Annotated in this window: 10 protein-coding genes; 3 read left to right on the top strand and 7 right to left on the bottom strand. The window is 66.4% G+C overall.

Going from position 1 to position 13397, the window contains the following annotated elements:
• The first annotated feature begins 1 nt into the window (after position 1).
• Positions 2–1654: an ABC transporter ATP-binding protein gene (locus LGR54_RS17605; RefSeq protein ID WP_230363291.1), complete on the top strand. Its 1653-nt coding sequence runs from the start codon at positions 2–4 to the stop codon at positions 1652–1654.
• A 19-nt stretch (positions 1655–1673) separates the two neighbouring features.
• Positions 1674–3296 carry an ABC transporter substrate-binding protein gene (locus tag LGR54_RS17600; RefSeq protein ID WP_230363290.1) on the top strand — a complete coding sequence of 541 codons (1623 nt, stop codon included), beginning with the start codon at positions 1674–1676 and terminating at the stop codon, positions 3294–3296.
• 22 nt (positions 3297–3318) lie between these two features.
• Here LGR54_RS17600 and LGR54_RS17595 read toward each other — a convergent pair whose 3' ends face one another.
• From LGR54_RS17595 to LGR54_RS17565, 7 genes are all read right to left on the bottom strand, one after another.
• A complete protein-coding gene (locus LGR54_RS17595; protein ID WP_230363289.1) occupies positions 3319–6303 on the bottom strand; it encodes an outer membrane beta-barrel protein in 2985 nt (994 codons plus the stop codon).
• A 410-nt stretch (positions 6304–6713) separates the two neighbouring features.
• Positions 6714–7115, bottom strand: a complete 402-nt coding sequence (locus LGR54_RS17590) for an NUDIX domain-containing protein (protein ID WP_230363288.1) — start codon at positions 7113–7115, stop codon at positions 6714–6716.
• 48 nt (positions 7116–7163) lie between these two features.
• The gene (locus LGR54_RS17585) at positions 7164–8639 is read right to left on the bottom strand and encodes an aldehyde dehydrogenase family protein (RefSeq protein ID WP_230363287.1); all 1476 of its coding nucleotides are present in this window, start codon (positions 8637–8639) and stop codon (positions 7164–7166) included.
• Positions 8640–8705: 66 nt separating this feature from the next.
• Complete coding sequence (locus LGR54_RS17580) at positions 8706–10016, bottom strand: LLM class flavin-dependent oxidoreductase (protein WP_230363286.1); 1311 nt, start codon at positions 10014–10016, stop codon at positions 8706–8708.
• A 42-nt stretch (positions 10017–10058) separates the two neighbouring features.
• On the bottom strand, positions 10059–10796 hold the full coding sequence (locus LGR54_RS17575) for a GntR family transcriptional regulator (protein ID WP_230363285.1): 738 nt from the start codon (positions 10794–10796) through the stop codon (positions 10059–10061).
• An 82-nt stretch (positions 10797–10878) separates the two neighbouring features.
• Complete coding sequence (locus LGR54_RS17570; protein ID WP_230363284.1) at positions 10879–11640, bottom strand: glutamine amidotransferase; 762 nt, start codon at positions 11638–11640, stop codon at positions 10879–10881.
• A 97-nt stretch (positions 11641–11737) separates the two neighbouring features.
• Positions 11738–12238, bottom strand: coding sequence for a DUF2478 domain-containing protein (locus LGR54_RS17565; protein ID WP_230363283.1), 501 nt, complete (start codon positions 12236–12238; stop codon positions 11738–11740).
• A 186-nt stretch (positions 12239–12424) separates the two neighbouring features.
• Between LGR54_RS17565 and LGR54_RS17560 the strand changes: the two genes are divergently transcribed.
• Positions 12425–13372, top strand: a complete 948-nt coding sequence (locus LGR54_RS17560; protein ID WP_230363282.1) for an antibiotic biosynthesis monooxygenase — start codon at positions 12425–12427, stop codon at positions 13370–13372.
• Positions 13373–13397 lie beyond the last annotated feature (25 nt).

Genomic DNA, 13397 nt, shown 5'->3' with positions numbered 1-13397 from the left:
CATGGACAACGACGAATCCGCCCGCCTTAAGCTCCCGGTACTCTCTGTCCGCGACCTTGCCGTCGTCTATGGCGGCCGGCGGGATCGTCTCGACTCCACGGCGCTCCATGGCGTGTCCTTCGACATCGCGGCGGGCGAGACGCTGGCGCTGGTCGGCCAGTCCGGCTCTGGCAAGAGCACGCTGGCTCTGGCGGCAGCCGGGCTGCTGCCGGCCAATGGCCGGATCGTGCATGGCGAGGTGCATCTACGCGGCGAGCGGGTCACCCATCACGATCGCCGCCGCTGGCAGAAGCTGCGCGGCAAGGTGCTCGGCTTCATCCCGCAGGACCCGCTCGGTTCGCTCGACCCGTTGCAACGCGTCGGCCATCAACTGGCGCAAAGCCTCATTTTACACGGCATCGCCCGTCGTTCCGAGGCGCGCGAGCAGGCGATCGGGCTGTTCGACCGGGTCGGCATCAGGGAGCCGCGGCTGCGCTTCGACGCCTATCCGCACGAATTATCCGGCGGACAGCTCCAGCGCGTGCTGATCGCCATCGCTGTGGCGGCGCATCCCTCGCTGCTGGTCGCCGATGAGCCGACCTCGGCGCTCGACGTCACCGTGCAGAGACGGATCCTCGACCTGATCGAGGATCTGCAGGATGAGCTGTCTCTCTCGCTGCTGCTGATCACCCACGATCTCGCCCTTGCCAAGGAACGCAGCCACCGGCTCGTCGTGCTCAATCACGGCGCGGTGCGCGAGACGGGCGACACCGCCACCATCATGACCGCGCCACGCGACAGCTACACAGTTCAGCTTCTCGCCGACGCGCCAGCACTCTCGCCCGACAAGTTCGACACGCTGCGCCATGCACGCGGGCCGCTCGCCGCCGTGCCGGCGATCGAGATACGCGACCTGACCAAGACCTTCCGCAACCGCTCGACCGCGCACGTCGCACCAGCGCTCGACAAGGTGAGCTTCACGGTGACGCGTGGTGCCGTCCATGCGCTTGTTGGAGAATCAGGCTCGGGAAAGACCACCGCTGCACGGATCGTCGCCGGACTTTCGGGCTTCGACAGCGGCAGCGTGACGGTCGCCGACCGGACATTGCCGCTCCATCCGCCGGCCACCAACCACCACGCTCGAACGCTGCAACTCGTCTACCAGAACGCGCTGGCAGCGCTCGATCCGAAGTTCACCATTGCCGAGGCCCTCGCCGAGCCGCTTCGCATCCATCGGTTGGGAAGCGCGGCGCAACGACATGCCTCGATCCGCGCGATCCTCGAACAGGTCGGCCTGCCAGACAGCATTCTCGAGCGGCGGCCGCGCGACCTGTCCGGCGGCCAGCGCCAGCGCGTCGCCATTGCCCGCGCCCTGCTGTTGCAGCCGGAACTCCTTGTGCTCGACGAGCCGACCTCGGCGCTGGACGTCACGGTGCAGGCCCGGCTGGTCGAGCTTCTCATGGAACTGAAGCAGCGCAACGGCCTCACTTATCTCTTCATCTCCCACGATCTCAGCCTGGTCCGGCAGATCGCCGATGAAATCACCGTCCTTTCCGCCGGGAAGGTCGTCGAGACCGGGCCGGCCGACCGGATCCTCAGCAGCCCCTCCCATCCCTACACCGCCGACCTGCTCGCCGCCGTTCCCGGACGCGGCGGCTTTCGCTCGGCCGCCTGACCTGAACGGAACCCACGCCATGCGCTTCAACCGCAGAGACTTTCTCCTCGGCACCGTCGCCGTCGCCGGCCTGCCGCTCACCCCCATTGGCCGCGCGGCGGCGCAGACGCAGGCCCCGGGCACAACACCCAAGCGCGGCGGCGACCTGATCTATCTCGATGCCGAGCGGACGACCTCGTTCCAGCTCACCGGCTCCAGCTTCTGGCAGACCAGCGCGGTCATCAACCATCTGCTCGACCGGCTGGTCTTCAAGGATCCCGACACGCTGGAGCTGAAGCCCTGGATCGCCTCGAGCTGGTCGATCGACCCCACGGGGACGGTCTACGACTTCGTGATCCGGCGCGGCGTCACCTACAGCGACGGCACGGCGCTCGATCTCGCCAGCGTCAAGCGCAACCTCGAATGGCAGGCGAATGGCGAAAAGGAAAAGGGCATTCCGCGCAATTCCTGGTTCCCGCAGATCGCGTCGGTGACCACCGACGACGCGCGCCATGCCGTGACCGTGACGCTCACCAAGCCGAACGCGCCGTTCCTGCACACGCTCACGTCGGTCAAGGCGGGCCTGGTCTCCAACGCGACCATCGATGCCTCGCGCGAGACGCAGGCCATCGTCACCAATCTGATCGGCAGCGGCCCCTTCGTCGCCAAATCCGAAATCCCCGGCAAGGAAACCGTCCTCGTGCGTCGCAAGGGCTATGCCTGGGCGCCGGCCACCGCGAAGAACCAGGGCGAGGCCTATGTCGATTCCATCACCATCATCCCGGTGGAGGAGGATAGCGTACGCCTCGGCGCGCTGAAGTCCGGGCAGGGCCACGCGCTGCGCTATGTCCAGCCCAGCGAGGAGAAGGCACTCGTCAAGGCCGGCTATCAGGTCGTCGGGGTGCGCTCGCCCGGAACCGTCAACTTCCTGGAGGTCCGCTTCGGCGCCCCCTTCGTCGACGACATCAACGTCCGGCGCGCCATATTGCACGGCATCGACCGGCAGGAGGTCATCACCAAGCTCTACACCGACAACTGGAAGGTCGCGACCAGCGTGCTGGCGCCCGGCACGCTGGGCTACAAGGATTTGTCGGCCAAATTTGCCTTCGATGCGGCGAAGTCGAACGGCTTCCTCGACGCCGCCGGCTGGACCGAGCGTGGCACCGATGGCATCCGGCGCAAAGACGGCAAGAAGCTCGAGATCAACATCTATGTCGACGTCTACGACAACACGTCGAAGCAGCTCTATCAGCTTATCCAGTGGCAGCTGAAGAACATCGGCCTCCAGCTGAACATCAAGGAGACCGACTATTCCAGCTATCCGACGGTGAGCTCGGATCCCTCGGTCGGACTACGCCGCAATGGCTGGCCGTCGGAGGATCCCTATACGCTGACCGTCTCCTATCTCAGCACGCTCAGCGACCGCTTCCGGCTCAAGGGCGAGGACAAGAAGCTCGAGCAGCTTCTCGCCGACCATGTCACGGCAGTCGACCCCGAACGCCGCGCCGAACTGCTGGGTGAGCTTCAGGACTATCTCATCGACAATGTCTACGCGATCCCACTGCTCGAGGATTCGCAGGTGTTCGTCCTGCGCCCCAATGTGAGGGGTTTCGGACAGACGCGCTCCTATCCCTGGTTCTACAGCACGTGGCTGGATGCCTAAGCGGCAGCCGGGTTGGGCCGGTCTAGCGCGCGGCTGACGCGGCGCCGAAACGCCAGTTTAGCGTCATGGCGACAGTATCGAGCCTGGTGCTGTCCGGCGCCAGGTTCACACCCTGCAGCGACGCCGGCGCGCTGGTGTGGAAGGCCGACGAACCGTCGAAGGCGTAGTGCCGGTAGTCGAGCCCGACCGACAGGTTAGGCATCAGCGCGTATTCGATGCCGCCGCCGAGCGTCCAGCCGCCATTGGTACTGCCGTTCTCCAGTATGGCGCCGACGAAATTCTCGTTGTTGAAGCTGTCGGTCTGCCGGTCCCAGGCGTAGCCCCCGCGCAGATAGAGCAGCGAGCGGTCGAACGCGTAGCCGAGGCGGGCGGTGGCGCTCATCAGCCCGGTGACGCGGCTGCCGCAGTTGAAGCCTGCGAGCGAACCGGCCGGCGCCGTCGAGTAGCAGGTGTCGGTGCCGAGGATATCGGCCCAGGAGCCGGCAAATTCGGCGCCGAGCACGACATCGCCGAACTGGTAGTCGAAGCCGATCTGGCCGCCCGCCAGCGCACCGCCGAGATCGGCAGCGTCGCCCGAGACCGGCGTGGCGAAGGGCGAATTGTAGCTGGTCTCGCCGCGGCCGGCGCCGAGGGTGCCGCCGAGATAGAGACCGGTCCAGTTCATCTTCGGCTCGGCCGCCTTGGCCGGCAGGTCGGCCGGCTCCAGTGGCGGGCGGTCGTCGCCGAAGCGGTAGGCCGCCTGCAGGAAGGCGCCGTAGCGCTCGCTGTAGAAGGTCAGCGACTGCGGTTCCATCTGGGTGGGGAAACGCGCCTGCCCGTTGTCGGTGGCAAAATACCAGTAGCGGCCGCCGATGCCGATGTCGAAACGGTCGTTCACCGCATAGGTGAGCACCGCCTCGATCTGGGTGCCCCAGCCGTCGCCGGTCTCCGGCATCGGGTTGATGTCGGCGCGAAGCCAGTGATTGTCGTGCCCGGTGCGCGTCACATAAGGCAGATAGGCGGCATCGACCTCCAGTGTCATGCGGTCGGAGAGGCGCAGCCGGCTGTTCAGGCCCAGCGCCACGCCCTGCCAGAGTTCGGTCTCCGAGAGGACGAGATTGTCGGCAATCGCCGGTGTCTGAGCCAGCTCCTCCTCATTGCAGACGGTCGATTGCGCCACCTGCGCGCAGCCATAGCCGTTCACCGCCTGGTACAATGCGCGATAGCCGACAAAGGCGCCGAGGCTGCCCCGGCGGGTGTCCAAGAGATCGTAGCCGACATCGACCGCGCCATAGGACAGGTTGCCGTTGTCGAGCGACGACACGGTGTTGGAATAAACCGGACCGGCCGGGAAGTCCTCGTCGTTCAGCTGCCCGCCGGATAGCGCGCCGAGGCCGGCGAAGCCCTTCACGAACAGCCCACCGTCATTGTCGAAACGGAAGAAGGTCTCGCCCGCCTGTCCGGTGGTGTCGGCATAGATGAGGCGGGAGACCACCCGATCCGGGGTCGGTGCCTCGTTATAGAGGTCCTTCTGCATGCGGCCGGTACTGAGGAAGTAGCGGGCGCCGATCTCGGCGCTCCAGCCGACCGGCGGCAGCGTCACGCCGCCCGCCACCGCAGAGCGGGACGAGCCGCCATCAGCGCCGCCGAGCCGGTAGTTGAGGCCGAGCCGGATGGCGTCGATGCTCTGGTCGAAGCTGGCGGTGGAGGTACCGGCGGAGCCGGTGAACGACAGCTCGCTCGTGCCGAAGTCGATGTGATTATACTCGACGAAGGCGGACAGCCGGTTGTCGAGGGCGTATTCGACGCCGGCGCCGAGCATCCAGCCCCAGCGCGTCTCCGAGCCGTGGCTGCTCTCGGTGTAGCTGGTCGGCTGCACGGTGCTGTCGGCATCCGCCCAGGCGGCACCGCCCTTGCCGTAGACGAGCACATTACCGGTGCCGTAGCCGAGACGCCCCGTCAGCAACCCGAAGGAGGAGATGTCGTCGATGCAGCGGAAACTGCTGGTGCGACCCGCGGTGGTGGCGCATTTCGCCGAGCCTTCGATGTCGGCGGCGCTGATCGAGGCTTCCACGCCAGCCACCCAATTGCCCGCCTGCACGTTGAAGCCGACCTGTCCGCCGCCGAACAGCCCCTGCGCGCTGGCGTCACCCTCGAAGATGCCGCCCTGCGAATAGGCTGCCAACGTGCCGGTAGCGGAGGTCCAGTCCTCGCGGGCCCAGGCGCCGCCGCCATGCCCGCCGACATAGAGACCGGACCAGTCCCGCGTCGGAGCGGACGGCTGCGCGACGGTGCCGGGAAGCGGCGCCGCGTCCGGGCGCCAGTTGATACCGAGCTTCACCACCTGCGCCGTCTGGTTGAGATCGGCATAGCCGGGCCCGTATTCGGTCTCGAACGACATGGTCCGCGAGCCGAAGTCCATGTAGTCGTATTCGGCCTTGGCCGAGAGCGAGGGTGTCAGCGCAAATTCGAGCCCCGCCCCTACCGTCCAGCCGGTCATGGTGGACGAACGGGTCAGCCCGCCTGGCAAGGCGGGAAAGGGGATAGTCAGATCGACATCAGCGAGTGCGAGCCCCGCCTTACCATAGGCGAGCACATTGCCGAAGGCATAGCCGAGGCGGCCGGTGAGCGTCCCCATCACGTCGGTGTCGGCCTGGCACTTCAGCAGCCAGTAGTCGAGACACCTTGTCGCCGAATGGAGCTGCCCGGCGGTGATGTCGAGCTCGGCACCGAGCACGACATTGCCGAACTGCCTATTATAGCCGATCTGGCCGCCGACCAGCGCGGCGCCGGCATTCCCCTCCACGGCGGCATTCTGATAGATGCGCTCATAGGGACCGAAGGCGCCACGCTCCCACTCGGTGGAGGCTTGCCCCATGCCGCCATGGACGCCGAGATAGAAGCCGGTCCATGAGGCCGCAGGCGCCGGGACGGCCGCCGCCGGTGCTGGAAGATCGGATGCGCAGGCGCTGGAAGCGATGAGCGTTGCGACCGCAGCCGGCAACCAGAACTTGAGGCACCCTGGCACGCGAAACTTCCCCTACACATCGGCGATTCGTATTTCCGAGCATAGGGTTACCGATAAATTCGTGTCCCGGCCAATCTGTACATGATGACCATATCGGCCGGGAGTGTTGCCGCAAAGTCGATAGGCGCCCTCTCTTCCGCTCGCTCGGGGTGGCGACGCAGGCGACGGTAACTTGGGATGGCACACGATCGAAACGCGCGGCAACGTCATTGGTCCGCGCGGCAGCCTCGGAGCCGGATCAGGCGCACCCGCCTCCCGGGCATCGCTAGCTCCTCTCGGCGGAGGGCGGACACGACGTTCGCGAACAACCATACGTCTCCGAAACCTCGCGTCGGGGGCCATCCCGGATGGAGAAGCGGATCGGGCGTCCGCTATCGAGGCGATCTCCCTAACGGTATGGAGTAAATTGCTCACAGAGCTGGCAGTATCCAATCGCGGGTCAGAGGCGCCAACGGGACATCCCCGGGGGCCGAGGGATCGATCCAGATGACTTCCTCGATCTCGGCATCGGGCAAGAGCTCGGCCGTGGTGTCGACGAGGAAGACGTCAGCCACGACGACGGCGCCGGGCTCATTCACCGCCGGGGCGGAAAAGCGCCCCAGCGGCACAGCCTCGTCATCGCCGAGCGACAGGCCGAGTTCCTCGCGAAGCTCGCGCTTCAGTGCGGCGAGAGCGGTCTCGCCGGGCTCGATCTTACCGCCAGGCTGGATGAAGGCCGAGGTTCCCCTCTTGCGCACGAGTGCCACATGACCATCCGCGCGACGAAGGACGCCGGCCGCGATATGTACGCGCGAACGCAATGCTTCCGCCAATTCCCTCTCCCCGAACGGGATCGCCCCGATCCAGATATTGTCTGAAGCTCAGAACGGAAAGGCGCGCTTGCCCATCTGGATGGTCACCCACTTCACCTCGGTGAGCTCCTCCAGCGAATAGCGCCCGCCCTCGCGGCCGAAGCCTGAGTTCTTGACGCCGCCGAAGGGGACATGCGGCTCGTCGGAGATGGTGGTGTCGTTGACATGCACCATGCCGGATTCGAGGCGCAGCGACAGGTCCATCGCCTTCTGCAGGTCGTTGGTGATCACCGCCGCGGCGAGGCCGTATTCGGTGTCGTTGGCGATGCGTAGCGCGTCCTCCTCGTCCTCGGCGCGGAACAGCGAGACGACGGGGCCGAAGCTTTCCTCGTGATAGATGCGCATTTCCGGCGTCACACCCGACAGCACGGTCGGCTGGTAGAACTGCCCCTCATGGGTGCCCCCCATCAGCACCGAGGCGCCCTTCTCGGTTGCATCAGCGAGCTGGCTGTCGATGAAGTCGCACTGGCGGGCGCGGATCAGCGGACCGATCACCGTCTCCGGGTCGCGCGGGTCGCCGACCTTGATGGTCGCGGTCTTCGCCCTGAACTTCTCGGCGAAGGCGTCGAACAGCGGCGCCTCGACGATCACCTTGGAATTGGCCATGCAGACCTGCCCCTGGTGCAGAAAGATGCCGAAGGCGGCCGCATCCACCGCATAGTCGAGATCGGCGTCCTTCAGCACGATGAGGGGGCTCTTGCCGCCCATTTCCAGCGTGAACTTCTTGAGGTGCCTGGCCGCCTCCACCGCGAGATGCCGGCCGGTGCGGGTCGAGCCGGTGAAGGTGATCAGCTTCACCCGCGGATCGGCGACAAGCAAATCGCCGACCTCGGCCGGCACGCCGGGCACGACGTTGAGCACGCCCGGCGGCAGGCCGGCCTCCTGGAAGATGTCGGCGATGAGCGCGCCCGACACCGGCGTCTCCTCGGAAGGTTTCAGGATGAAGGTGTTGCCGGTCGCCAGCGCGTAGACGATCTTCTTCATCGACAAGAGGAAGGGCGAGTTGAACGGCGCGATGCCGGCGACGACGCCGAGCGGCTTGCGCACCGAGATCGACAGCTGCCCCGGCATGGTCATCGGCATGGTCTCGCCCATGACGTGGCGGGCGTCGCCCGCCGCCGCGCGCAGGGCATCGACGACATATTCGATCTCCCACAGCGCCTTGGAGAACACCGAGCCGCATTCCTCGATCAGCATGTCGCGGATTTCCGGCGTGCGGCGCTGGATGACCTCGACGGTGCGCAGCAGCAGCACCTCGCGCTCGGACACTAGCGTCTTGCCCCAGCTCTGCGCCGCACGATGCGCGGACTCGATGGCGCGGGTCACCTCGGCGGCGCCGGCCTGCTGGGTGCGGGCGAACACCTCGCCGGTCGCCGGGTTGAGATCGTCGGCAAGCTGGTTGCGGGAGGAGCTTACCCACCCGCCGTCGATGAACAACTTGTAGTGCGGGATGCCGCCGACCAGATCGAAGGAAGCCGGATTCATGATGTCCTCGTGGAAGGTTTTGTTTTTCAATGGATTGAGCGCGAGCGGGAGGAGCGGCCGGCCGCTTCAGGTGTAGGTCGTGACGCCCAGGTGATCGCGCAGGTGCTTGCCGGAATACTCGGTACGGAAAATCCCACGGCGCTGGAGCTCCGGCACGACCAGCCGGGTGAACGCCTCCACGCCGGTGGGGAAATGCGTGGGTACGGCGAGGAAGCCGTCGCAGGCATCGGCGTCCAGCCATTCCTGCATTCTGTCGGCGACCGTCGCCGGGGCGCCGACCAGCTTCAGGTAGCTGCCCTCGGCGAAGAAACGCGCGGTCTGAAGGATCGACAGATTGTCGCGACGGGCGAGCGCGACGATGGCACCGCGATGCGACTTGCCGGCATTGGTGTCGGGCAGGTCGGGCAGCGGCCCATTAAGGTCGTATTTCCTGAAATCGAGCCCACCGGAATGCGGCATCAGGTGGCTGATGGCGAGGTCTTCGGGGATGAGCTCCCGCATCCTCGCGCGCAGCTCCTGCGCCTCTTCGTCCGTCGTCCCGACGATGGGCGTGGCGCCCACGAGGATCTTGATCTTGTCGGGATCGCGCCCGAACCGGACGGCGCGCTTGCGAAGGTCCTCTCGGAACGCCCGGCTTTCGGAGATCTCCGTTTGCAGCGTGAAGACCACGTCGGCGGTGCGCGCCGCCAACTCCCGCCCGGGTTCGGACGAGCCGGCCTGCAAGATCACCGGCCGCCCCTGCGGGCTCCGGCCCATGGTGAGCGGCCCGCGCACCCTGAAGAACTTCCCCTCATGCTGGAGGAAGTGCATCTTCGCGACGTCGAAATAGACGCCCTTCTCCTTGTCACGCAGGACCGCGCCGTCCTCCCAGGAATCCCATAGCCCGGTCACGACATCGATGAATTCGGAGGCTCGCTCATAGCGCGCGCCGTGCTCGACATGCGCATCCAGGCCGAAGTTCTGTGCTTCGTTCTCGTTGAACGAGGTGACGAGATTCCAGCCGGCGCGCCCGTTGCTGATGAAATCGATCGAGGCGAACCGCCGCGCCACATTATAGGGCTCGTTGAAGGTCGCGGTGGAGGTCGCGGCGAGCCCGAGATGCGTGGTGTGCATGGCAAGCGCCGGCAGCAGCATCATCGGATCGAAATGGATCGCGCGCGGATGCGCGGCGCCATAGGTGTCGCCGCGCAGGAGGTCGTTGGCGCGGGGTATGGCGGCCTGGTCCTCGAAGAAGATGGCGTCGAGCCTGGCTTCCTCCGCCAGTTTCGCGGCGCGAACATAGTGCTCGATGCCCACATCCAGCTCGGGGATCGCATCGGGCAGGCGCCATGCCCCCAGATGCTGTCCAGGAAACAGGAACAGGGCGAGGCGCATCATCTTGTTCTTCATAGAACACCCGGAATTCGGAAACGGAAGCCGTCAGACCACATCGCGGCGGGCTGCGGAGCTGGCGAGGGTCATGTGATGGAAGGTGAGGCGCCGGATCTCGACGCGGGAGGTTTCGATATGCTCGCGGATGCGCGCCTCCACGCCGGCGACATCGCTGGCACGCACCACGGCCAACAGGGCGGCATGCTCGTCGAACGTCGCGGCGATCCGCTCAGGACTGACGAAATCGAGGCGGCGGATGATACGGATGCGGTCGGTCAACTCGTCGAAGCTGCGCAGCATGGCCCGGTTGCCGAAAGCCGCGACCACCGCGCGATGGAACGCCTCGTCGCGCTCGGCGACCTCACGGCCGTCCGGCGGCCGCTGTCCGGCCGGCAGGTTCCAAAAGGCGGAGAGGCCCTCCAGCGCGGGGGCGGCAGGCTGCGATGCCGCCCGTCGCCAGACCAGCACCTCGAGTTCCACGCGGAAATCGTAGAGGTCCTCGTAATAGGCGAGGTCCAGCGGGCGCACCATCCACGCTGAATGCCCGCCGACATTGGCGACATATCCTTCATGCTCAAGGATATGCAGCGCAAGACGCAGCGGCGTGCGTGACACGTCGAGGGCGCCCGACAGTTCCTGCTCGGAATAACGCTGCCCGGGCGGCATGCGGAAGTCGAAGATCGCCTGCTTGAGGCGGCGATGAACATCCTCGGCCAGCGTGCGCGGCGCCGACAGGCCCTGCATCTCGTCGGAGGATCGACCATCGGAAACGGAGAAATCCAGCATTGAATTCACATCGGGATCCAGAACGAAGCGTGATCAATGGCCGGCGCTGTCGGCGCCGGTGGTGGGAAAGCCCAGCCGGCGGCTAGGCGGCCGGCATCGTGGCGGGGACGTCGTCGGGGAACTGGGTGTCGAGCCAGCCGTCGAACACCGCGGCGGCGGTCTGGCGCTGACGGGAGGTGTGCAGCCGCCCTTGCCGGCGCAGCCGCGCCACGTCGATTCCCTGCCCGCGCAGTTCGGCGGCGTGGCCGACATACCACTCCTCCAGCGCGCGCCCGTCGGCTTCGATGTGGAACTGCAAGGCCAGCGCGGCGGGGCCGTAGGAGAAGGCCTCGTTGTCGTCGCGCCCGCTGAAAGCGAGGCGGCGTGCACCCGACGGCAGGTCGAAGCGCTCGCGGCGCCAGTGGAGCACCGTCTCGCCGGGCTGCGACAGGGCGGCCAGGGGCGAGCGAAGACCCTCCGCCGTCAGGGAGATATCGCCCCACCCGATTCCGATCCCGTCGGCGCGATGCACCGCGGCGCCGAGTACGCGCGCCATCAGGCGTGCGCCGAGGCCGATGCCGAGCGTCGGCAACCCCAGTTCAAGGCGTCGCTCGATCAGGCGCATCTCGCGCGCAAGAAAGGGATAGGCATGCGCATCGCACAGATGGATCGGCCCGCCCAGCACGACCACGAGATCGGCCTCACGGACGGAGTAATGCGCCAAATGCTCCGTCGTCGCCTCGGAATAGGAGACCTGCCATCCGCGCGCATCGAGGAGCCCGGCGAGGCGCCCGAGATCTTCGAAGGCGACGTGACGCAGCGCGACCGCCGAGCGTGTTTTGGAGGACCAGACCTTCGACGCCATCTCGTTTCTCGTTATATCTTCATATATATAACGACTCGAGTTTCCGCAGAGCGCAAGCCGCTCGACTGCCCAAATATGCGCCTATGGTGCCAATGCTTTAGCCTCGGACGCGATGCCACCAGGCTTCGAGGACGGCGCGGTCGGGAGGCGCCACGGCGGCCATCTCGCCGGCGAACCGCTGCCAGGCCGCCCCATAGGTCGGGGCCACCGAGGTCAGGACGGGAATGTCCTGCTCGACCGCGCGGGCGAAGGCCGAGATGAGACCGCTCCTGTAGGCCTCCAGCTTGCCGAACTTAGCCAGCACCAACACCTCGCAGTCCCGCGTCAGGGCCTCGATGATGCTCTGGCAGACGTCGACGATTCCGGCGGGATCGAGATGGCAGGCCTCGGCCAGCGGACCGAGATTCTGCTCGATGTGGTGTTGGCGACCGCTGACGACATCTTTCAGGACATAGCCGGCACGGCTGCCGCTCGGCCCGATCACCTCGACGCAGCCGACGACCCGCCGCCCCTCGCCCAGGCGCCGCGCGACGAACGCCCCGAGTTCGTTCTGGATCACGTCACGCGAGGCTCCCTGGAGAGCAAGGATGGCGCTCATTGAATCTCGTCGACTTGCCGATGCGACACCCTGCCGCCTTGGGGGTATCATCTTCCTATATATCAATAGATATAGCTTTTTTCCTGCGATCGGGACAACCTGTCCGGGGTTCCGATGTGGTCGATGACGACCTTCTCGCGAGAGTGACGAGACGACAGTACCGATGCGGGAAGGCCTGGAAGCATCATGAGCGCCGCAACGGATGACGCCCGGGTGAGCGCCGTCGTGTCCCGCGTCCATCTGGACGACCATCGCCACGGACAGTTTCCGTCCTGGCATGCAGCCGTGACCCGGCTGATCGCCGGCCAGCCCGGCTTCCTCAGCGTCGAGATATTGCCGGCTCATGCGGAATCCGCGGAATGGCAGGTCGTCCAGCGCTTTGCCTCCCACGAGGCGCTGGCAAGTTGGCTCGCCCATGCCGAGCGTCGGGCGCTGTTCGCCGACTTCACGGCCACAGACGCGCGAGACGCAGGCGAGCCGTTCGAAGAGGCCGCGCCGGACTACCATGCGTTCGGCACCGTCACGGAGGTGATTACCACCGAAGTGGAGCCCGGCCGCGAAGGCGAGTTTCTCGCCTGGGCCGAGGCGGCGCAAACCGCGCAGGCGCGCTTTCCCGGCTATATGGGCACCTTCGTGCAGGCGCCGATTTTCGGCGATCCGCCTTTCTGGACAGCGCTGGTGCGCTTCCAGTCGCCGGCGCAGCTGGACGCATGGCTCATCTCGGCGGAACGCAAGGCCCTCACCGACGGTGCCGACCCGACCGTCTCGCACTGGTCGACCAGGCGGCTGGCGCCCGGCTTCGGCAGCTGGTTTGCCCCGGACGGCACCGGCACGGTGCCGCCTGCCTGGAAGCAGACCGCGCTGGTCCTGCTCGTGCTGTTCCCGGTCGTCATCCTCGAGATGATCTTCCTGAGCCCTCACCTCACCGGACTGCCGACCACCCTCGCCGTCTTCATCGGGAACGCGATCAGCGTGAGCCTGGTGTCGTGGCCCCTAGTCGGGATCGCCCGGTCCGCGCTGAAATGGTGGCTCACCCCTTCCGCCGCGCATCGGAGACAGGCGGAGATCGGCGGCGCGCTGCTGCTGATCGCTCTCTACGCCGCCGAGATCGGGCTGCTTTCCCTGCTGTTCTAGTCCGTGCCTGAAATCATGCTCCAAA

The sequence above is a fragment of the Ancylobacter sp. Lp-2 genome (assembly GCF_020523795.1).
In the GTDB taxonomy this organism is placed as follows: Bacteria; Pseudomonadota; Alphaproteobacteria; order Rhizobiales; family Xanthobacteraceae; genus Ancylobacter.
This window is presented reverse-complemented; position numbering and strand designations above follow the sequence as displayed.